This is a genomic window from Streptomyces sp. NPDC059994 (assembly GCF_042737755.1).
Lineage (GTDB): Bacteria > Actinomycetota > Actinomycetes > Streptomycetales > Streptomycetaceae > Streptomyces.
Genome location: NZ_JBHWUR010000077.1, coordinates 1 through 21026, shown reverse-complemented (window position 1 = coordinate 21026; position 21026 = coordinate 1). Strand labels below are relative to the sequence as shown.

General features: G+C 71.8%; 12 protein-coding genes. 8 read left to right on the top strand and 4 right to left on the bottom strand.

Annotation, left to right across the window (positions count from 1 at the left end; all coding sequences use genetic code 11):
• Positions 1-15: 15 nt before the first annotated feature.
• Positions 16-3357, bottom strand: coding sequence for a right-handed parallel beta-helix repeat-containing protein (locus ACFWA7_RS29035; RefSeq protein WP_385826002.1), 3342 nt, complete (start codon positions 3355-3357; stop codon positions 16-18).
• Positions 3358-3621: 264 nt separating this feature from the next.
• Between ACFWA7_RS29035 and ACFWA7_RS29030 the strand changes: the two genes are divergently transcribed.
• From ACFWA7_RS29030 to ACFWA7_RS29020, 3 genes are all read left to right on the top strand, one after another.
• Positions 3622-6366, top strand: a complete 2745-nt coding sequence (locus tag ACFWA7_RS29030; protein ID WP_385536618.1) for a BTAD domain-containing putative transcriptional regulator — start codon at positions 3622-3624, stop codon at positions 6364-6366.
• Positions 6367-6700: 334 nt separating this feature from the next.
• Positions 6701-7306 (top strand): DUF1772 domain-containing protein, encoded by a 606-nt coding sequence (locus tag ACFWA7_RS29025; RefSeq protein WP_385536616.1) that lies wholly within the window; start codon positions 6701-6703, stop codon positions 7304-7306.
• Positions 7307-7649: 343 nt separating this feature from the next.
• Complete coding sequence (locus ACFWA7_RS29020; RefSeq protein ID WP_385536613.1) at positions 7650-8939, top strand: MFS transporter; 1290 nt, start codon at positions 7650-7652, stop codon at positions 8937-8939.
• Between the two features lie 183 nt (positions 8940-9122).
• Here ACFWA7_RS29020 and ACFWA7_RS29015 read toward each other — a convergent pair whose 3' ends face one another.
• Positions 9123-13340 carry a S8 family serine peptidase gene (locus tag ACFWA7_RS29015; RefSeq protein ID WP_385826000.1) on the bottom strand — a complete coding sequence of 1406 codons (4218 nt, stop codon included), beginning with the start codon at positions 13338-13340 and terminating at the stop codon, positions 9123-9125.
• 91 nt (positions 13341-13431) lie between these two features.
• Here ACFWA7_RS29015 and ACFWA7_RS29010 point away from each other — a divergent pair, with 91 nt between their 5' ends.
• The 3 genes from ACFWA7_RS29010 (at position 13432) to ACFWA7_RS29000 (ending at position 16752) form a co-directional block, all read left to right on the top strand.
• Positions 13432-14379 carry a helix-turn-helix domain-containing protein gene (locus ACFWA7_RS29010; RefSeq protein WP_385825997.1) on the top strand — a complete coding sequence of 316 codons (948 nt, stop codon included), beginning with the start codon at positions 13432-13434 and terminating at the stop codon, positions 14377-14379.
• 205 nt (positions 14380-14584) lie between these two features.
• On the top strand, positions 14585-15703 hold the full coding sequence (locus ACFWA7_RS29005; protein ID WP_385825995.1) for a hypothetical protein: 1119 nt from the start codon (positions 14585-14587) through the stop codon (positions 15701-15703).
• Positions 15704-15747: 44 nt separating this feature from the next.
• Positions 15748-16752, top strand: coding sequence for a TauD/TfdA family dioxygenase (locus ACFWA7_RS29000; protein ID WP_385825993.1), 1005 nt, complete (start codon positions 15748-15750; stop codon positions 16750-16752).
• Positions 16753-17617: 865 nt separating this feature from the next.
• Here ACFWA7_RS29000 and ACFWA7_RS28995 read toward each other — a convergent pair.
• Together ACFWA7_RS28995 and ACFWA7_RS28990 are read right to left on the bottom strand one after the other, a co-directional pair.
• A complete protein-coding gene (locus ACFWA7_RS28995) occupies positions 17618-18826 on the bottom strand; it encodes an FAD-dependent oxidoreductase (protein WP_385825991.1) in 1209 nt (402 codons plus the stop codon).
• Positions 18823-19284 (bottom strand): hypothetical protein, encoded by a 462-nt coding sequence (locus ACFWA7_RS28990; protein ID WP_385536595.1) that lies wholly within the window; start codon positions 19282-19284, stop codon positions 18823-18825. Before ACFWA7_RS28990 ends, ACFWA7_RS28995 begins: the two co-directional genes overlap by 4 nt.
• A gap of 100 nt (positions 19285-19384) precedes the next feature.
• On the opposite strand from ACFWA7_RS28990, the gene ACFWA7_RS28985 reads away from it, so the two are divergent.
• Positions 19385-19996 carry a PadR family transcriptional regulator gene (locus ACFWA7_RS28985; protein WP_385536592.1) on the top strand — a complete coding sequence of 204 codons (612 nt, stop codon included), beginning with the start codon at positions 19385-19387 and terminating at the stop codon, positions 19994-19996.
• Positions 19997-20262: 266 nt separating this feature from the next.
• Positions 20263-20697 carry a VOC family protein gene (locus ACFWA7_RS28980; protein ID WP_385536589.1) on the top strand — a complete coding sequence of 145 codons (435 nt, stop codon included), beginning with the start codon at positions 20263-20265 and terminating at the stop codon, positions 20695-20697.
• Positions 20698-21026 lie beyond the last annotated feature (329 nt).

Sequence of the window (21026 nt, the reverse complement as noted above, 5' to 3'; positions counted from 1 at the left end):
CCCCGCGCACGCGCGTCACCGTGGACCGGGCTCTCCTCCCGCCAGGTCCTGGGGCAGCAGGCTCCGCAGATCCTCGACACCCGCCCGCGGCGTCCGTGAGAGCCGTCCCGCCTGACGGGTCACCATGCCCTCAAGGACCCGCCGGGCCTCCCGGGCGTTGCCGAAGGCCCGGTCGCGGGGCAGTGCGGCGAAGTGTTCCCGTACGGCCGTGAGAGCGTCGGGCGTCAGCTCGTAGCCTGCCGCCTCGGCCTGCTTGCGGACGACGGAGACCAGTTCGTCGTCGCTGTAGTCGGCGAAGTGGACCTGCCGCGAGAACCGGCTGCCGAGGCCGGGGTTGGAGGCCAGGAAGCGCCCCATGGACTCGGTGTATCCGGCGGCCACGACCACCACCTCGTCCCGGTGGTCCTCCATCAGCTTGACGAGGGTGTCAACCGCCTCCTGGCCGAAGTCCTGCCCCTGTCCTCCCTCGGGGGTGAGGGTGTAGGCCTCGTCGATGAACAGCACTCCGCCCCGCGCCCGTTCGAAGGCCTCCTTGGTGAGCTGGGCGGTGTGCCCCACATACCGGCCGACCAGGTCCGCCCGCGCCACCTCGACGAGCTGACCGCGCGTCACCACACCGAGGGCCGCCAGGAGTTCGGCGTACAGCCGGGCCACCGTCGTCTTGCCGGTGCCCGGGGAGCCCGCGAACACCAGGTGGTGGCCGACGGCGGGCGCGGGCAGGCCCGCCGCCCGCCTGCGCCGCCCCAGCTCCAGCAGATTCACCAGGTCCTGCACGTCCGACTTGACCGCCGCGAGACCCACCAGGGAGTGCAACTGCTCCAGGATCTTCGCGGAGCGGGCCCCGTCCTCGGGTACGCCGCCGCCCGCCGGTTCACCCGCGCGCTCCGACACGTCCTGCGGCAGCAGCAGCGTCAGCGCGTCCTCGTTCACCTCGGCCACCGTCGCAAGGCGCAGCGCCTGCCGGTCCACCATCTCCTCGAACACCTTGCGGGCGGCGCGGCCGTTGCCGAAGGTCTCCCCCCGGGGCATGTCCTCGAAGTGGCTCTCCAGGGCATGCACGGTCCGCTCGGTGAGCGTGTAGTGGTGCGCCGCGCACATGGTGCGCACGATGGTCACCAGCTCCTGCACCGAGTAGTTCGCGAACTCGACCGTGCGGCTGAACCGCGAGGACAGACCGGCGTTGGAGCCGAGGAAGCGCTGCATCTGCGGCCCGTACCCGGCGGCCACCACCACGACGTCGTCGCGGTGGTCCTCCATCAGTTTCACCAGGGTGTCCACCGCCTCCTGGCCGAAGTCGGGCCCGGTGCCCGTGCCGTCCTGGGTGAGCGTGTACGCCTCGTCGATGAACAGGACCCCGCCGAGCGCCTTCTGGAACATCTCGGTGGTCTTGATGGCGGTGCCGCCCACGATCTGCGCCACCAGGTCGGCGCGCGACACCTCCACGAGGTGGCCGCTGCGCAGCACCCCCAGATCCGCGAGGATCGCTCCGTACAGCCGGGCCACGGTCGTCTTGCCGGTGCCGGGCGGTCCGGCGAAGACGAGGTGGCGGGCCGTCGAGGGGGCCGGAAGCCCGGCCTCCAGCCGCCGGCGTACCAGCCGGTTCAGATTGACCAGCGTCAGCACCTGCTCTTTGACCGCCTCCAGGCCGACCAGGGCCCGCAGTTCGCCGAGCGGGCCCTGCTGTCCGGCCTCTCCCCCCGGTACGGCGCCCCGCTCATCGGCGTCCGCCAAGGGCGCCGCGGCCAGGGGACCGTTGTCGGCTCCGGCCCATACGTCGGGCCGGGCGTTGCTCCGGCTGACGAGGTCGTCGACGGCCAGCCGGGGAGCGTCCCGCGGGGCCCGCAGCCCGGCGCCGCGATTGTCCCGGACGGTGCAGCCCGTGACCCCGACCGCCTCGGTACTGTCCACACGGATGCCGTCACCGGCGTTGTCCGCGACCTCGCAGCCGCCGAGCGTGGCCCGCCCGCCCGCGGCCACCACCACACCGGCCGCCCCGTTGCCGTGGATACGCACCCGGGAGGCGGCGAGCGCCCCGCCGTGCTCGATCAGCACGCCCTCACGGCCCGACCCCGTCAGCTCGCCGTCGCGCACGGTACAGCGGCCGTCCGCGCCGACCGATACGGCCGCGTCCTTGGCCGCCCGTACCACGGTCCGTCCGACGAACGGGTCTCCCCCGCCCGTCACCCGCAGTCCGGCCCGCCCGGCGCCGCTGATCTCACTCTCCTCGATCCGGCCGCGCCCTTCGCCGCTCACCTCCACACCGTGGCCCCCCACGGCGCTCACGGAGGCCCGGCGCAGCAGGGGGTTGGCTCCGCCCCGGACCAGCACTCCGCCGCCGCGCGTGTCACGCACGTCCGGCCGGTCGAACTCGGCGACACACTCCTCGGTGAGCTCGATGCCGACCCCCTCGCCCCCGCGCACGGTGAGCCGGTCGAAGCCCGGCCCCGCGAAGCCTCCCACCCACACTCCGGCGTCGCCGCCCGCCGTCACCACGCACTCCTCGAACAGCCCGCGTGCCCGCCCGGTGACCCGTATCCCGTTGCCACCGGTCCGTTCGGTGGAGCACCGCGCGAGGCGGGGGTCGCTGCCCTCGTCCACGACGATGCCGTGCCCGGCGATGTGCTGGAAACCGCAGTCCTCCAGCACGGCCCGGCCGGTGGTGGCCACATAGGCGCCGACGGCCGCGTCCCTGACCACCGTACGCAGCACGCGGGTGGCGCTGCCCTGCTCCAGCGCTATGCCCGGCTTGTCGGTGGCGGAGACCGTGCAGTCCTCGACGGTGCCCCGCCCCGTGCCGTTGGCGAGCACACCGTTGCCACGCGCGTCACGGATCACACAGCGCCGTATCCACGGATCGGCGTCCTCACTGATCACCAGACCGGACGTGCCGAGGTGTTCGACGACACAGTCCTCGATGACACTGCGCGCGGCGGCGGTGTCGACGATCCCGGCGCCCGCGGGGTTGACCACCCGGCAGTCCCGCATCGCCAGCGACCCGTGTCCGCGGGCGAGCACGGCGGTCCAGCCCGCGCCGATGATCTCGCACCGCTCCAGCGCGACCTGCCCCCGTGCGACATCCAGTGCGGGCAGTTCCTCGTCCTGCCCCCGCACGATCAGGCCGGAGAGCTTGGCCGCCTCGGCAGCCACCGTGAGCGCGCCGCCGCGCGGCAGCACCAACTCGACGGTGCCGGGCCCCTCCTCCGCCACAATGGTGACCACCCGCGAGATGACGAGGCTCTCCTCGTACCGGCCGGGCCGCACGGAGATCACCGCACCCGGGCCCACCCGCGCCAGCGCCGCACCGAGAGTGGCGCAGTCGTCGTCCTCGGCTCGGCCGACCGTCTGATGGGACCTCACGCGAACCCTTCCTCCCCAAATCACCCCGCCGGCCACGGCATCGCCCCAGCCACCCTCATCATGCCTGCTCACGCGCACACTTGTCCCCGGGAGCACTGCGCGGTCATTCCGTCACACAATGATCAATTACGCTGGTGAGCGCTGTACCGCAACCGCGGTCACGCCCCTGTGGCCCGGCCCCGATCCCAGGTTCCCGCTCATGAGAGGCATCCGCATGCCCCCCTGCGAGACGACCGTCAGGTCAGCACCCCACGGGGCGCGGCGATGCTGACGATCCGGGTGCTCGGTGAGGTCGGGGCGCGGCTCGACGGCCAGGCGGTCCCGCTCGGCGGCCCGCAGCAGCGCGCCGTACTGGCCATGCTCGCCCTGCGCTCCCCCGAAGTCGTCGCGGTCGGCGAACTGGTGGCCGGGGTGTTCGGCAAGGAGCCACCGGCCCGAGCGGTCGGCATGATCCGCACCTACGTCGCCCAGCTGCGCAAGCAGATGGACCCGGAGCGCGCCAACCACGCCAAGTCCCAGGTGATCGTCGCGGCCAGCGGCGGCTACCGGCTGGCCCTGCCCGCCGAGGCACTCGACGCTGCCGAGTTCGACCGTCTCGTGGAATCCACCGGGCAGCTGAGGGCGGGCGAGGACGACGCCGAGATACGGGACGTCCTCGGACGCGCCCTCGCGCTGTGGCACGGTGAGCCGCTCACCGGGCTCCCCGGCCCGTACGCGGAGGCACAGCGCCGACGGCTCGCGGAGAGCAGGACGGCCGCGGCCGAGCGCGCGGCCGGATGCGACCTGGCGCTGGGCCACCACACCGAGACCGTCCCCCGTCTCACCGCCCTGGTGGCCGAGAACCCCTTGCGCGAGGGGCTGCACGAACTGCTGATGCTCGCCCTGTACCGCTGCGGGCGCCAGACCGACGCCCTGGACGCCTACACCTCGGTACGGCGCACCCTGGTGGACGAACTGGGCGTCGAGCCGGGCCCTCGGCTCCAGGACCTGCACGCCCGCATCCTCAGCGGCGACCCGGGGCTGCTGCCCCCGGTACCGCGCTCCCCTGCCCCCACACCGCCGAAGCCCGCGACACCCCGGCCGCCCGCGCCCGCCGCCCGCCCCCGCGCGCTGCTGCCGCGCCGCCCGGCCGGCTTCACCGGCCGCGCTACGCAGCTCGCCGCCCTCGACGCGATGCTCGCCGAGGCCCATGACCCCGCGGTGTGCCTGGTGACCGGGCCGGCCGGAATCGGCAAGACCGCGTTCGTGTCCCACTGGGTCCACCGGGCCGCGGACCGCTTCCCGGACGGCGTGCTCTTCGTCGACCTGGACGGCTTCACCGACACCGCGCCCCCCGCCGACCCGGCGTCGGTCATCCGGGACTTCCTCGTGGCCCTGGGCATCGCCCCCGACGACATCCCGGAGAACCCGCGCGCCGCCGAAGGGCTCTACCGCTCCCTGCTCGACGGCCGCCGCGTCCTGGTCGTCCTCGACAACGCACGCTCCTCCACCCAGGTACGCCCGCTCCTGCCCGCCACCGACGGCTCCGTCACCGTCATCACCAGCCGCAACCGCCTGTCCGGCCTGGTGGCCAGCGACTGCGCCCGCCCCCTGCCCCTGGACCGCCTCACCCCGCACGAGGGTACCGGCGTGCTGCGCGCGGTCCTGGGCGAGCGGCGGGTCACGGCCGAACCCGAGGCCGCCCTGCACCTGGTGGACCTGTGCGACGGCCTGCCCCTGGCGCTGCGTCTGGCCGGGGCTCGCCTCGCCTCCCGCCCCGGCCGCTCCCTGTACGACGCCGCCGAGGAACTGCGCGACGAACGCCGCAGGCTCTCCCTGCTCACCACCGACGACCTGGACTTCGTATCGGTCCTGCGGCTGAGCCTGCGCCCCCTCACCCCGCGCGCCGACAGCCTCTTCCGGCAACTGGCGCACCACATCGGCCCGGACATCGACGAGAGCGCCGTGGCGGCGCTGGCCGGGTGCGACGTGGAGAGCGGCCGCACGGCCCTGGACCAGCTGGTCACCGCCAATCTCGTGGACCAGCGGGCGGACGGCCGCTACGCCCTGCACGACCTGGTACGGCTCTTCGCGCGTTCCCTGTCCTCGGGAGGCCGCCCGGACGCGCTGCTGCGGCTGCTCGACCACTACTTGTGCGGCGCGCTGGCCGCCGCCACCACGGCCGAGCCAGGCAGCCAGCCCTGCTGCCGACTGCCCGACGACATCCATCCGCCTGTCGTGCCGTTCGCCTTCGCCGACCGCGCCGCCGCCATGCGCTGGTACGGCACCGAGCGACGTAACATCGTCGCGGCCGCCGCCGCCGCGGCCGCCGCCGGGCACCCCGACCGCGCCTGGCGCCTGGGCGTACTTCTCTGGCCCCTGATGGTGCAGCAGCCCGGCGCCGACTGGGAGCCGGCTCTCGGCCACGCCCTGGACGCGGCCGTCGAACTGGGCGACCCGGACGCCGAGTCACGCGTACGCACGCTGCTCGGCTGGATACTCAGCGACGGCGGACACCACCGCGAGGCCCTGACCCATCTGGTGCACGCCCCCCGTCTGGCCCGGCTGGCCGGGGACCTGCCGGGCGAGGCGCTCGCGCTGGTCAATCTGGCGCAGGCCCACGAGCAGCTGGGCGACCGGGTGGCGGCGGTCGCCGGGTTCGCGCGGGCCGCCGCGCTCGTCCGGGACGCCGGCCACCCCCACACCGAGATGCTCACGCTCTACCACCTGGCCCGCCACCACCTCCTGGACCACCGTCCCCAGGAGGCGCTCGACCACGCGCGCCACGCTCTCACCCTCGCCCCGCCGCACGAGGTCGCCGCCCGCCGCGCCATGCTGCTGGACATCTGCGGGCAGAGCCTGCTCGCCATGGGCCGACCCGTCGAGGCACGCGACCACTTCGAGCGGGCCCACCGGCTGGCCGAACAGCAGGGCTACACCGAACTCGCGGCCGAGTGCCTGACGCGGGCGGCCGCCGTACGGAACGAGCGCCCCCGCCCGGCGCGGACCACAGGGGTTCACTCGGTCTGAGACCCACCAGACGGGCACGGCGACGACGCTCTGCCGCCGCTGCCAGGCCCGCCCGGTCCGTCCCACCGGCGGACGAGGGCCGGCCCAAGGCTGCGGTACAGCAGGACGCGGAACCTTCGCCCGGCCCCTCACGGAACCACTTTGGACACTCGCGTATGCCGTTGAGCGTCTGCGCCATGGTCGCGCGGGTGCCTTCGCGATGAGATGAGTTCGTCACCAGGTGCGGTGGGGCGCCTTCTCCCCCGCGACCACCTCCGCACCCCGGCGGCCGCCATCGAGGAATGCACCGGCCACGCACGGCCGGTCAGGACTTCCATGCCACCCGGAGGGCTTCATGAGTCACGCACAGATGTCCCGCAGTACCTGCCCGCCCGCCGCCGCGCCCGCCAAGGCGTCGGCCGCACGGCTGCCTGCGAGCCCCTGCCGGGACCGGCTGACGGGAATACTGCTGGGCGCCGCCGCGCTGACGACGGGTCTGATGGCGGGCCTCTTCTTCGCCTTCGACGTCTCCGTGATGCCTGGCCTGGCGAAGGCGGACGACCGCACGTACGCCACGGCCATGCAGAACTTCAACTCCGTCATCGACAACAGCGGCCCGTTCGCGCTGATCTTCGTCGGCGCGCCGGCGGTCACCGCGTGGGCCACGGTCCGCGCCTTCCGCAAGGGGCGGCGGGAGATGGGCTGGTGGCTCCTGGCCGCGGCACTCAGCTACGTGGCCGCGCTGCTGCTGACCATGGGGATCAACATCCCTCTCAACAACAAGCTGGCCGACCTGGGCCACCCAGGCCCCACCACCGACTACTCGGTGATCCAGGACTTCAAGGGAACCTGGGAGACCGCCAACATCTTCCGCACTCTCCTGTGCCTCACAGCACTGGGCGGCATCGTGCGTGCACTGCTTCTGCACGGCCGCGCCACAACCCGGCCCGGCAACCTCTGACACCTCCGGCGGGTCCCCATGCGGCCCGCAGTGCCCTGCAGGGCAGGCGCGGGGCGGGGTTGCGTGGGTCCGCCAGGGTGCCATGGGGCCGATCTGCGACCGGCGTGACGCGGCTGGGACCGGTCCCCCCGCCGCCGGATCCAGCAACGCCGGCGGGGCACGGGGCGTTCCTCGTGTCGGGTTCCGTTGGCGGCGGTGGCGAAGAGGGCGGGACACCTCACGGGCTCGGTGGGTCAAGTCCGCAGTTCGGAGAACCGCACTCCGGCACGACGAGCTGACGGGTGGACGAGACGGCCCGGGCCACACGGAGGGTGCCTGCGGGCGCGCTGCTAGCCTGTTCCGCATGATCGAGAAGAGCGCCGGGCTGCGGATATCCAGCTTGCTGGCGCCAAGCGGTCCACAGCGCGCCCTCATCGTCGCGAGCTTCGTCAGCCGGGTGGGCAACGGGCTGTTCAACACCGCCGCGGTGCTCTACTTCACGCTGGTGGTGCACCTGCCCGCAGCACGGGTCGGTGTCGGCCTCACGATCGCCGGGCTGGTCGGGCTGCTGGCCGGGATCCCGGCCGGGAACCTGGCCGACCGGTACGGGCCGCGCACGGTCTGGCTGACGGCCCTCACGATGCAGGCCGCGACGATGGCCGCATTCGTCTTCATCCACGGCTGGGTCACGTTCACGCTCATCGCCACCCTGGACCGGCTGGCGGCAACGGCGAGCGGCGCCGCAGGCGGTGCGCTCATCGCCCGTGCCGGCGGTGAACGCCCGGCCGCCTTCAGGGCGAAACTCCGCACGTTCGTCAACCTCGGCGTGGTCCTGGGCACCCTCGGCGCCGCCTTCGCCGTCTCCGCCAACACCCGCGCGGCATACACCGCGCTCATCCTCGCCAACGCCGCCAGCTTCGCCTGCGCCGGCCTGATCGCCCTGATCGGCGTCCCGCACTACCAGCCCCTGCCCCGGCCCAAGGAGCACCACCGCTGGGCCGTCCTGTCCGACCGGCCGTTCGTGTCCTTCGCCGCGCTCTACGGCGCCATGGGCCTGCAATACCAGACCGTCTCCCTGCTCCTGCCGATCTGGCTCTCCGCCCACACCGACGCGCCCCGCTGGACCGTGGCGGCAATCTACGCGGTCAACAGCGGGGTATGCGTGCTGCTCCAGAGCAGGATCGGCTCCCGGGTGGAAACACCGCGCCAGGGCGGCCGGGCGTTCCGCCTCGCAGGGCTGCTCTTCTTGGTCAGCTGCCCCTTGATGGCCCTGACGGCGGACGTTCCGGCCTGGATCGCGCCAGGGCTCGCCATCCTCGCCATCTGCGTGCACAGTCTCGGAGAGGTATGGGAGTCCTCGGGCGGCTACGCGCTCGGCTTCGGTCTCGCCCCCGACCACGCCCAAGGGCAGTACCAGGGCCTCTTCGGCATCAGCTTCAACGCCGGGCAGGCCCTGGCTCCGGTGGTCCTCACGACAGCAGTCCTTGGACTCGGACACGCAGGCTGGCTGCTGCTCGGCGCGTTCTTCGCGGCTCTGGGCGCGGCAGGCCCACCGGTGGCCGCATGGGCGGAGCGCACCCGCCGCCCGAGCCACGACACGGCCTGCGCGGCACATGCTCGGCCCGATGAGGCCCCGCTTCCCGGCACCGCCTAGGTTTCCGTGGGCGGTGGCGGTCAGGCCGGGCGGGGATGGTCGCGGTGGGCCGGCACGTCGTCAGAGGGCGCGGGACCAGGCCGGGATCGTTCGCCCGTCCGCCCCTCGGGGCCCGCGCCCGCAAGGGAAAGGGGTGGCGCGCCTGGTACGGGCGAGCCACCCCTTTCCTCCACACCTACCCGGTCAGAGCTTCAGGCGGTGCACACCTCCCTGCACCGTGCCCACGTACAGCCAGCCGCCGGCGGCCGCCAGGCTGGTGGCGTTGAGGTTCTGCAGGCCGGTGGAGATGTTCTGCCAGCTGCGGCCGCCGTCCGTGGAGCGCAGGACGCCTCGGCCGCCGCGCGGCAGGGCCGCCTCCCAGTGGCTGGTGGTGGCCGCGTAGAGGGTGCTGCCCACCTGCAGCACGTCGCTGACCCGCAGCGGCAGCTCGCCGGTGTCGGCGGTGCGGAAGGTCTTCCCGCCGTCCGTCGAGACCTTGATCGCGTCGCCGCCGGTCAGCATCTTCGTCCCGGTGAACTCGATGGTGTCCACGCGTCCGTCGGCGACCTTGGTGAGGTCGTCGCCGCCGTTGTCCGAACGGTAGAGGCCGTCGGGGGCACCGAGCCACAGCCGGTCCGGATTCTTCGGGTCACCCGCGACGGCGGTGAAGTACGTCTGGTCGTTGAGGAGGTTCTTCCAGGTGGTGCCGCCGTCCTCGGTGGAGAACAGGCCCTTGCCCAGGAGATTCGCGTACGCGACATACACACGGTCGGGGTCGGCGGGGTGCACCGCCAGGGCGAAGACCGTGCCGTTGCTCCCACCCTTCTCCTGCCAGGTGGCACCCGCGTCGCCGCTGCGTTCCAGGTGGAAGTCGCCCCAGGCGCCGTTGCGCACCCGCCACACGATCCGCGAGTCCTTGGCGGAGGCCTGCAGCAGCCGGGTCCCGGCGCCGATCCTGCCCTCGCCGCCGGTGGTTCCCCACTCCGCGCCGAAGACCGGCAGCGGCGAGCGGTGCGTGCCCTGCTGGCCGGCCGCGAGCAGCTGGTCACCGCTGATGGCCAGGGAGTTGACGGTGCCGCCCTGGACGCCGAGGCGCCGGTAGTCCTTGCCGTCCGCCGTGCCCCGGTAGACACCGGCCGCGTCCGCGGAGACGGTCAGCGAGCCGTCGGCCCAGCGGTCGAAGTCGGAGGTGGTCGAGGCGCGGTTGACGGACGGCAGGGTGCTCCATTGGCGGCCGTGGTCGCGGCCGACCCGGATGTCCTTGCCGTAGCCGATGTACATGTCGCCGCCGGTGAGGGTCAGGCCCGTACCGCCGTATCCGTGGTTGTCCAGCGTCTTCCAGGTCTTGCCGCCGTCGAAGGAGCCGACGACGCCGGACCCGACCTCGTACATCGCCACGGTCTGGCTGTCCGCGACGACGGTGACGGAGACCTTGCCGCTCGTGGGCTCGTACACCTTGGTGGCTTTGCCCAGGGTGCCGGAGGACAGGCCGTCGCGCTTCCACAGCGACTTGCCCGCCGAGAAGTAGAGGCTGTCGCCGCCGATCGCCACGTCGTAGACGTCGTCGACGGGAATGCCGAGGGGCTCGGTGGTCCAGGTGTCGCCGCCGTCCTTGCTCATCAACAGGTCGGTTGCGGTGGCGGCGACGAGGGCCTTGCCCGCCTCGTCGGTGAGGAAGTCGGTGATCGGTGTGTCGGGGGTGTTCAGTGTCTGCCAGGTGCGGCCGGCGTCCTGGGTGCGCAGGATCGAGCCTGTGCGCGGAATGCCGGATCTGCTGTTGGCCGCGTACCACCAGCGCTTGGGATTCTTCGGGTCGATGACGGTGAAGGCCTGGCCGGCCACGTCGCCGAGCGGCAGCCTGGTGTTCTGCTTCCAGGTCGCGCCGTTGTCCTCGGTGGACCAGGGGCCGGGCTTGTTGTACTGGGTCAGGACGGCGGATCCGGCGGCGCTCGGCGCGGTGGTGATGTCGCCGCTCTCGGAGTTGGGGCCGACGGGCTGCCAGCGGGAGTTGCGGCTGTTCGCGGGGGTGACCTCGAAGCCGTCCTGGTTGCTGGTCAGTGTCTTGCCGTCGGTGGTCCGGCCGTCGGCGGACACCAGGTGGGCGCCCTCGCCGCGGCCGGTGATCTCCGCCTGGTAGACGTTTCCGGCGCGGAGCGTGGTCGTGACGGTGTAGCGCCTGCCGTGCGGCGGGGTGACGGTCAGCACCGGCGGCTTCGCCAGCGGGGCCGGGGTGAAGACGACGGCGGTGGACTTACCGTCGCTCGGGTCGGGGCCGGCCTGGACGAACAACTGCCGTACGACCAGGAGGTACGGGACGCGCAGTGCGGTGCCGTGCTCGGGGGTGACGGTGACCGTGCCGCTGATCTCGGCCTCGCCGTCCGGGCGGTCGGCCCGGAGGGTCACGGTCGCCGTCGCGCTGGCGCCCGCCGGGATGCGCAGGGTCTCGGGGCTGACCCTGGCCTCGCCGCTCGCCTTCAGACGGACGTCGCGGGCCTTGGTGCCGGAGTTGGTCACGGTGAGCTTCCTGCTGCCGCCAACCGTGTGCTTGGCGAGGTCGGCGAGGCCGTAGGAGAGGGTGGCCGGGGTGGTGGTGATGCCGGTGCCCGCCGTGTCGGCGGCCGCGGCGACGTCGAGGCGGCCGGAGCCGACGGTGCTCGTCCCGTAGCCCTTGATCTGCTTGGTGGAGCCCACCAGTTCCGAGGTGACCTTGGCCGGGGTCTCGCCGGGGTGCAGCTGACGCAGCAGGGCGGCGGCGCCCGCGACGTGCGGTGCCGCCATCGACGTACCCGACATACGGTAATAGCCGGGTGCGTAGAGGGACTTGGGGATGGTGGAGCGGATGTCGTAGCCCGGTGCGACCAGGTCCGGCTTCAGGTCCCACCTGAGGTCGGGGCCGCGCGAGGAGAACGAGGCGATCCTGTCGGTGACGTCCGTGCCGCTGATCGTCACCGCCACTTTGCCGTTCGCCAGGCGGCGACCGAGCTCGGCGTACTGGGTGGAGTCGATGCCCAGCATGACCATGGTGTCCATGCGCAGCGAGTCGCCGGAGTCCTTGAGGGAGGTCTGCGCGGCAAGCGGGATCGAACCGTCGCCGGAGGGGGTTTGGGGCTGGTCCTGCGACAGCGGGGCCGGTGCGGCGAACACCGGGCCACTGCCCCCGGACGGCCCGCCGATGAGGGCGATCACGCCGTGGCGCTCGGCTTCCCGGGCCATCTCGATCTCGGTCAGGTAGAGGTCCCGCGAGGACTGGGCGACCAGCATGTCGATGCGGACGGCTTTGCCCTTGACGTCGCCGACCCGCTCCCAGTCCTGCGCGGTGCCCCGCCCGACATCGACGAGCTCGGCGGTGACGGGCTTGACGGGCGGATTCGCGGAGACCATTCCGCGGTACGTCTGGATCTTCTCGCCGCCCTGGTAGGCGGCGCTTGGTATGCGCAGCCCGCTGATGGAGGCGCCGACCGCGACGACACCGTCGGCGGCGGCCGGGGTGCTCACGGTGCCCCTGCCCGGACCCTCGTTGCCGGCGGAGGCGACGACGACAACGCCTGCCTTGGTGGCGGCGGTTGCCGCCGCACCCAGCGGGTCGGTGCCGTCCCCGTAGCCGCCGAGGCTCATGTTGACGACATCGGCGCGGTGCGGATTGGCCGGGTCGATCGCGGCCTCCATACCGGCCACGATGTCGGAGGTGTACCCCTCCCCCGCGTCGTCCATGACCTTGTACGCCAGGATGCTCGCGCCCGGCGCCACACCGGTGACGCCGCCCTGCTCTGCGGCCCTGCCCGCGATGATGCCGGCGACATGGGTGCCGTGGCCGTTGTCGTCCATCGGATCGGCATCGCCGTTGGCGAAGTCGTAGCCGCCGACGACCTTGTGGCCCTTGCCGAAGCCGCCGCCGAGGTCGGGGTGGGTGTAGTCGACCCCGCTGTCCAGGACGGCGACGGTGGTGCCCCTGCCGTCAGCGCTGTTGCCCGCCCGGTCCTTGCGCCGCCACACCTGCGGAGCGTTGATCAGCGGCACACTCGCATCGGTCAGGACGTGCATCTTGGCATCGGGGACCACGGAGGCCACCCCGGGCAGCTGCTTCAGCGCGGCGACCTCGGAAGCCTTCACCCTCACCGCGACCGCGTTGAGCAGCAGATTCAGCGTGCGTGGTGAACCGGCGTGCAGCCCGGCGCCCTTGGCCCGGTCGAGGAACGACTTCTGCCGGCCGGCGAGGGCGGCCCGGTCCGTGCCGATCGCCCGGGCGTCGGCGGAGCGCAGAACGCCCTTCCCGGCCGCGGCGGCCTGCCCGGTCAGCGTGACGATGACGCGCTGCTCCGGATCCTGGTGGGGGTCCGCGGTGGCGGACTGGGGCACCGCGGACAGCAGGCCGCCAAGGACGGCGACCGCGAGTGCGGCAGTGAGAGATCTTCGAGGGGTCATACCAGACCAAGTAATCGGAATCGCGTGGTCCAGACAACGTTTTGGCCTGGCCCATTGCTGCCCCTGGCACATACAGGCCAGGATCCTGGCCATGCCCCAGCTGACCGCTGCCGGAATCGACCCGTTCGACGAGAGCGTCTACCGAGCGCTCCTTGTCCGCCACACCGCCGCTCCCGCCGAGCTGGCCGACGATCTGTCCTGCTCCACCGAGCGGGTCGCCCGCGCCCTGGACCGGCTGCGCGAAAACGGCCTGGTAGGGCGACTCTCCGGAACTCGCCGCCGCTACGCGGCCATTGAGCCGGGCGCGGCCCTGGAGTCCCTGGTCCGCTCCCGTACCGCCGACCTCGACAGCGTACGGGCGGCCGCCGGCGAGCTCTCGCGCCTGTTCACCTCGGCCCAGCAAGGCAGCTTCGAACAGGTCGAAGTCATCACCGGCGGCGAGGCTTTGGGCCGCTGGTTCGTACAGCTGCAGCAGGAAGCACGCGAGGAAGTCATCACCCTGGACCGCCCGCCGTACGCACTCACCACCTCCAACCCGGTCGAGGCGACGGCCCTCACCCGGGGCGTCCGCTATCGCGCCGTGTACGCCCCCGAGGCCCTGGAATGGCCCGGCGTACTGAGCGACATCCGCGAGTTGGTGGACCATGGCGAGCAGGCCCGCGTCCTGCCCGGTCTCCGTATCAAACTGGCCATCGCGGACCGGCGCCTCGCCCTGATGCCGCTCTCCCTCGACTTCACCACAGAGGTACGTGCGGCCGTCATCCGCCCCTCCGCCCTCCTGGACGGACTGATCGACTACTGGGAACTCTGCTGGCGCACGGCCACCCCGCTGGACGCCCCCGCCGACGACCCTCTCAGCGAGGAGGACCGCCAGATGCTCACACTGCTGGTCGGCGGCCTCAAGGACGAGGCGATCGCCCGCCAGCTGGGCTGGTCGGTGCGGACGATGCGGCGCCGGATCAGCCGCCTCCACGAGGAACTGGGCGCGGCCAACCGCTTCCAGGCGGGGGTGATCGCAGCCCGCCGGGGGTGGATATGAAGCCCCGTATCCGCTTGGGGCAGACGGCAGGCCCGGCCGCCCGCCGCGGGGGCACCGGTCACCCGGCAGCTGCCGCCGGACCGCGGGTCAGGCGGGACCAGGGCCCGCCGCTGCACACATTGCCGACCAACTCCGGCGCCCAGCACAAGAATAGGCTTGCGGACCAAGGTTTGGTGAGGAGCGTCGCTGGCGAAACACTTCAACCATGGGCTTACATCCGGTTGCCGACCATCCTGCCGTCGCTGTCTTCCGTGAACCCCGAGGCGGGCGGCCCGTCCCGATACTGGGCCCGCGGGTCGAAGCCGAGGCGCGGCGGACCGCACGTGTGCTGGCCGGGGTGGCGACCCACGCCGGACCTGTCGAGCGGACCGTCGCACTGCGGCGGGCCACTGCGGCTGCCGGTGGGTTGGTGACCGCGCTGGCGGCTCTGGCTCCGGCCGTGCCCGGTGAGGAAGTGCCGGCGGAGTCGACCAGTCAGTCGTACTTCCGGGTCCGTGAGGTGGAGCTGTCGGATCAGCAGGCCGCTCTGCACGGCGCCCTGGTCATCCACCGCGGTCTGGAAGATCTGTGTGATGCCCCGCTGTCGGGTGCCGACCTGGCGCTGGAGGTGGCCGGGATACGGCAGTCGGTGTTCGACCTCACCGGCGCAGCGCCGGGCGCCGATCCTGACCTCGCCTCACCGTTGGCCCTCCCCGAGCCTGGTGCGGGGCCGTCGTTGGAGAGTGTGTGGAGTGCCCGGTGGCTCATCGGGCACCAGGTCCATGTCCTGTTCAACATCTGCGCCGCGGTCGCGGTGGCCGACGCCACCCGCCATCTGCGGCACGGCGACGACGATGCCGCGCTGCTGCGGCTGGCAGATGCGACGGTGTATGTGCGGGGCTTCCCAGCGGCCATGACCCACGCCAGTACGATCCCGATCGACTACTACATGGCGGCGATACGCCAGAGCATGGCCCCTCCTTCGGTGGACGTCCCGTTGAGCGGGCGCCAGCATCGCGGCTACAAACTGTTCCGGGCGGCGATGAAGGACCTGCTGTCCGTGGTTCCCGACTCCTACGAGCATCTGGCGGCCCGCGCCCCGGAGCTGGCCGAGGCACGGGACGCTCTGTTGGAAGCCGACATCGTGGACGGTGAACGGCACGTCACCTTGGCGTACTCGATGGTGCATCTGCGTCGTTCCCTCGCTCAGCGACCTGAAGGCCCCGACAACGCCGTCGCCGAACTACGGCTCATGCGTCATCGCCGCGCGGCCCAGTACGCTCCCCTGATCCGATTCGGGGACCACTACATCGCCGACGCCGTGGCCGGCCTGCGCCACTCGTAGGTCCGCGCGTCCGACGCCCAGCCCACCCCCGGCAGGAGACCCTGATGCCCGAGACGACGCCCGGCACCTCCCAAAGCACTGCCGCCGACTGGGAACTCGATCCGGCCGATGCCGACGCGTGCGAGCAGGTGGCCCGCACCCTGTGCACCGGCGGGCACGACCAGATCGACAGCCCGAAGTGGCCGGCACTGGCCCGGGACGCCTGGGAGGACCTTCCCCTGCTGCTGCGCCGCGAGGTGCGCCGGTTCCGAAGGCACTCCGGCCCGCACGGCACCTTGGTGATCGGCGGTCTGCCCATCGACGAGGCGGCCCTGCCCGCGACACCGGCCCTGCCCGGCTCGGTCCAGCGCCAGGCCACCGTCCCAGCCGCAGTGCTCACCATGGTGGCCTGCGGGCTCGGCGAGCCTCTCGCCTACCTTGCCGAGAAATCCGGTGCCCTCGTACAGGACGTCGTGCCCGTGCCCGGGCAGGAGACCTTCCACGGCAACGCCGGCTCGGCACCCCTCTCCTTCCACACCGAGAACGGCTTCCACCCCCACCCACCCGACTACGTGATCTTCCTGTGTCTGCGCGCCGACCACGACCGGACCGCCGGCCTGCGCACCGCCGGCATCCGCCAAGCGCTGCCGCTCCTCACCCCAGCCAGCCGCCAGGCCCTGTTCGCACCGGAGTTCATCACCACACCACCCCCCTCCTTCAGCCCCGACGCAGCCGTGAACAAGCCCGATGCCACACCCCGGCCGGTGCTGTCAGGAGCTGCCGAGGACCCCGACATCCACATGGCCCAACTCGTCACCACCCCGCTCACCCCTCGGGCCACGGCGGCGCTGACCGAATTCGGCCGCGCCTTCGAGGCGACCGCCCGCACCCTGCGCCTGACCCCCGGCGACCTGGTCATCATCGACAACCGCGTCACCGTCCACGGCCGCACCGCCTTCCGCCCCCGTTACGACGGAGCGGACCGCTGGCTGCAACGCACCTACGTCACCACCGACCTGCGCCGCTCCCGCGACCACCGCCCCCACGACGGCCACGTACTCGCCCGCTGACCAGCCTGAAGAGCCGTTTACCCTCGGGCAGTTCCACGATCACCAACGTGCCGCGCTTCCGGGACGGACCGCGTGTGCAGCTCCCGCCATCCGCACTCGCAGGCGGGAAGAGACGGAGACGGGTGCGACGGTCGGAACGTGTGCGGAGTGACGGCCCGTTCGGCGTTGCGGCGGAGGGCAATCGCATCCGCCGAGCTCCCTGCGGGCTCGGCTTTGGAGGGGGGCCTACCTGCATGTATACGCGCCGTGAGGGGCGCTGCGTCCTACTGGCGACAGCTGGGGCGTATGACGGATCGTCCATGCCGGTGCGTCGTTTGGCCCAGGTGCGGGTGCGGGCGACACCTGCGGGACGGACTCCTGCCTGGAGGGGTCGAAGTCGGCAAGTCCGCATGTCGTTGTTTGATGCGCTGGGCGATGGCGATGCTGACACGGCTGTCGTGGCCGTCACGTAAGGCGGAGACCGTGTGTCGCCCGGAGTGTCGCCGCGCATCCACCTCATGCGGTGCTTCCCCCACCGCGAACGGCCCGTCGGGGGCGAGCCAGCTGCGCGCGTCGCCGCAGGACGCCATGTAGTCCCGTTCGATGACGTCCACCCCGTCGATCAGCGGCCGGACTTCGGGCGTGCCGTGCCGGTCACGTGGATCCGGCGGGATCACACGGATCCCGAAAACGTGCGGCTGCCCAGTCATTCACCCAGCGTCTCCCCCGGCCGGGACGGTTGTCACCGAGTTTTCGATCTGACGACGCTCCGGTCAGAGACGTGGCCCCTCTCCGACGCTGGTGTCGAGCCAGTGGCGCAGGCGCCCAGGGCGCGGTGCCGGACCTGTGCACGGGCACCAGCCGGTTCCCGGCGGACGGGCTGGAGTTACGTGAGCGGGGCTGCCTTCGCGTCCCAGTCGATGTGGTGGTCGAACTGCCAGGCCATCTTCTCCGGGTTGATCAGCTTCATGGCCGCCGGCATCACGAGGTCGCGCAGTACACGGCCGACCGGCCCCGCGGTCTTGTTGCTGTTCGTTCGGGCGCCGAGCTTGATGATGCGCTCGACGCGGGGGCGGCGCAGTTGTTCGTACGCGGCGAAGGCCTGGTCGTAGGGCAGGTCCCGCAGGCAGCGCGCCAGTTCGACGGCGCTTTCGGCGGCGATGGAGGCGCCCTGCCCGGAGCTGGACGAGGCGGCGTGGGCCGCGTCGCCGACCAGGGTCATACGGCCGCGGGTCCAGGTCGCGACCCTTGGCATGTTCTCCATCGGGCCGGTGATGAGGAGCCGGCCGACGTCGGTACGGCTGATCATCTCAAGGGCCGGGGTGCGGTCGTCGGCGAAGGCGGCCCGCAGGGTGCGCATCCACTCGTTCGCGCCGATCGCCTGGGCCTCGGCGACTGTCATCGGGGGGCGGTGGGGCAGGTTCACGAACCACACCGCCGAGGAGTCGTCGAAGACCTGGTATCCGAAGAATGCGCGCTTGCCGAAGCACATGTACATGACGCCGTTGGTGGAGGGCATCCCCGATGGGTGCATCCGCGCACCGAAGCAGACCAGGCCGGCGTAGTTCGGCTCTGGAGCAGCCGGGTCGATCAGGGGGCGGACCGTGGAGCGGATGCCGTCGGCGCCGATGAGGATGTCGGCGTTCGCCTGCGTACCGTCCGCGAAGTGCGCGGTGATGCCGGAGCCGGTGTCCGTCGTGCCGGTCAGCCGCTTGCCGTGATGGATGGGTACGGAGCGGCGCTCCGCCTCGTCGTAGAGCGCACGGTAGAGATCGGCGCGCCAGACGAACTGCAGGGGCGGGAGGCGGGAGGGCGGGGCGAACTGCGCGAGGTGCTTACCCGTCCAGCTCTGTAGCCCCATGGCGGTGACCGGTGTGCCGATGGCGCGGACGATGTCGCCCGCGCCGATCGCGTCGAGGGCGTTCTGGCCGTTCGGGGCGATGGTCATGCCGCCTCCGGCCCCATCGGCCGTGGAGTCGTACGCCTCGTGGACGGCGGCGTCGATACCTGCCTGACGGAGGGCCATCGCGGCGACCGGGCCTGCGATGCCGCCGCCGATGACGAGCGCGGTGCGGGCTTTGCCGATGCGGGTCATGACCGGTGCCCCTTCGCGGGGGCGTCGATCGTCGGTACGCCGCCGGTCTTGTGTGCGCGGCGCACGTCCTGGACGTACGCACGGGAGAACATCGCCGACAGGATCGCGATGCCGCCGCGGTGGATGCGGATCTCGCTGTTCGTCGCGGAGCCGGACAGATGGATACGGCGGCCGGCCGCCTTGTCGGGGGTGGCTGAGGGCTGGGAGTCCTTGATCTTGCCGCGGGCGGTCCACCGCAGGTTCCAGTGGTCGATGGCGGTGCCGTCGTCGACGAGCAGCTTGACCATGGCCCGGTCCATGTCGAGGTGAATCTCGACGTCGTCGGGGAGGTCGGGGGAACGGAGGTCGAGGACGGCAGCGCCGTGGCGGGCCTTGATCTCGAAGCGGCCGGCCTCGGTCCAGTTTCCCAGGTGCTTGACGAGGCCGTGGTCGGAGTGGATGCGCTCGGTGAGGGACATCTCGGTGATTCCTCTCGGGGCGGTGTCGCGTTGACGGTTCGATAGTTGCATTGCAACTAGTCTCACGTCAACTAGTTCTTTCGGGGCTAAAATCGAGTCCATGACCACATCGGCTCCCCGCAGCTCCCCCCTCGCCCTGACCGTCCTGGCTCTGCTGCACTACAAGCCGCTGCACCCGTACGGCATCCAGCGGCTGGTCAAGGACTGGGGCAAGGAGCAGGTCGTCAACGTCAGGCAGCGTGCGAGCCTCTACCGCACGATCGAGCGGCTCAATGGCGACGGGCTGATCGCGGTCCGTGAGACAGGACGCGATCAGCAGTACCCCGAGCGGACCGTGTACGAAGTCACCGACGCGGGACGCGAGACCGCCCGCGCCTGGCTGGAGGAGATGCTCGCCGCGCCCAAGCAGGAGTTCCCGGAGTTCCCGGCCGCCCTGTCGAATCTGCTGCTGCTCACACCGGAAGAGACGGCGGACGTACTGGAGCGGCGGGGCGACGCACTCGCGGAGAAGCTCGGCGGACTGGAAGCGGCCATGACCGCGGAGGCGGAGCAGGGCCTGCCGCGCATCACCCGCCTGGAGACCGAGTATCTGCGGGCCGTGACGGCCGCGGAGCTGGAGTGGGTGCGCGCGGTGGTCGAAGACCTGCGAGCCGGCAGCCTCACGTCGTCGAAGGAGCAGCTGGACGCCCTCGCGGCGGGGCCGCTGCAATAGCGAGCCGGCCCCGGGCGCGTCCGGGGCCGGCCTGAGCACTGCGCTCGCGCGGGGTCAAACCCCAGCCGTTCGTCTCACTCCTGCGTCCTGTGGTGCGGGAGGCAACCCGCAGTCCGCCAGGACCTCCTCCAGTGGAAACACTGTCAGGATCGCCATCCCACGGCTCAAGGACCCGCTCATCGCCACGAGTCGGCCGCATGCGCCACCAGCCTGACCAGGGGCGGGCTCGTGGAGACGACGAAAGATCCCGCCTCTACGATGGCCCGATGACGTCGATCAAGCAGTTCCAAATCACCTTCGACTGCGCAGAACCTGAGCGCGTCGCTCGTTTCTGGTGCGAGGTGTTGGGGTACGTCGTACCGCCGCCGCCGGAGGGGTTTGCCACTTGGGACGATTTCGATCGATCGCTGCCGCCTGAGCGTCAGGGTTCAGGGTTCGTCTGCATGGATCCCTCCGGTGTGGGCCCGCGAATGTACTTCCAGCGTGTTCCCGAAGGCAAGGTCGTCAAGAATCGGATGCATCTCGACGTGCGGGTCGGCACCGGGCTCGTGGGTGAAGAGCGCGTGGCCGCACTTGAGGCCGAATGCACACGACTGGTCGCGCTCGGCGCGGTACGCGGGCAACTCCTGCTTGCCGATGGCTTCAACGAGTCGTGCCTCGGGATGCAGGACATCGAGGGCAACGAGTTCTGTCTCGACTGAGTGGCCGCGAGCGCGGCACCTCCGCGAGTCGACTGGTGCCGTGCGCCATCACGCGGCTCGCCGTCCCGCGGCGCGCGGGCGGTCCTGATCCAGAACCACCCTCAGGTGTCCACGAGCAGGGACCGGTACGGGGTGGGCGCCGACCGCGTCAACGACATCAACGACGGCCAGCTGAGGGTGATCCGCACACTGCCGGACACCCGGCCGCTGATCCCAAGCCCGCCGAGGCCCGGCGCGGCCTGTGGCAGTCCGAGGAGCCCGGCCCGGGGGGGGGGCCCGCCCGGGGGGGGGCGCGGGGGGCGGGGGGGGGGGGCGGGCCCCCGAGACAA

Bases quoted from the DNA above. Each gene is read 5' to 3' on its own strand.
- ACFWA7_RS28985 (WP_385536592.1), top strand. From the start codon at position 19,385: ATGACCACATCGGCTCCCCGCAGCTCCCCCCTCGCCCTGACCGTCCTG.
- ACFWA7_RS29000 (WP_385825993.1), top strand. From the start codon at position 15,748: ATGCCCGAGACGACGCCCGGCACCTCCCAAAGCACTGCCGCCGACTGG.
- ACFWA7_RS29030 (WP_385536618.1), top strand. From the start codon at position 3,622: ATGCTGACGATCCGGGTGCTCGGTGAGGTCGGGGCGCGGCTCGACGGC.
- ACFWA7_RS29020 (WP_385536613.1), top strand. From the start codon at position 7,650: ATGATCGAGAAGAGCGCCGGGCTGCGGATATCCAGCTTGCTGGCGCCA.
- ACFWA7_RS28980 (WP_385536589.1), top strand. From the start codon at position 20,263: ATGACGTCGATCAAGCAGTTCCAAATCACCTTCGACTGCGCAGAACCT.
- ACFWA7_RS29010 (WP_385825997.1), top strand. From the start codon at position 13,432: ATGCCCCAGCTGACCGCTGCCGGAATCGACCCGTTCGACGAGAGCGTC.
- ACFWA7_RS29005 (WP_385825995.1), top strand. From the start codon at position 14,585: ATGGGCTTACATCCGGTTGCCGACCATCCTGCCGTCGCTGTCTTCCGT.
- ACFWA7_RS28990 (WP_385536595.1), bottom strand. From the start codon at position 19,284: ATGTCCCTCACCGAGCGCATCCACTCCGACCACGGCCTCGTCAAGCAC.
- ACFWA7_RS29025 (WP_385536616.1), top strand. From the start codon at position 6,701: ATGAGTCACGCACAGATGTCCCGCAGTACCTGCCCGCCCGCCGCCGCG.
- ACFWA7_RS28995 (WP_385825991.1), bottom strand. From the start codon at position 18,826: ATGACCCGCATCGGCAAAGCCCGCACCGCGCTCGTCATCGGCGGCGGC.
- ACFWA7_RS29015 (WP_385826000.1), bottom strand. From the start codon at position 13,340: ATGACCCCTCGAAGATCTCTCACTGCCGCACTCGCGGTCGCCGTCCTT.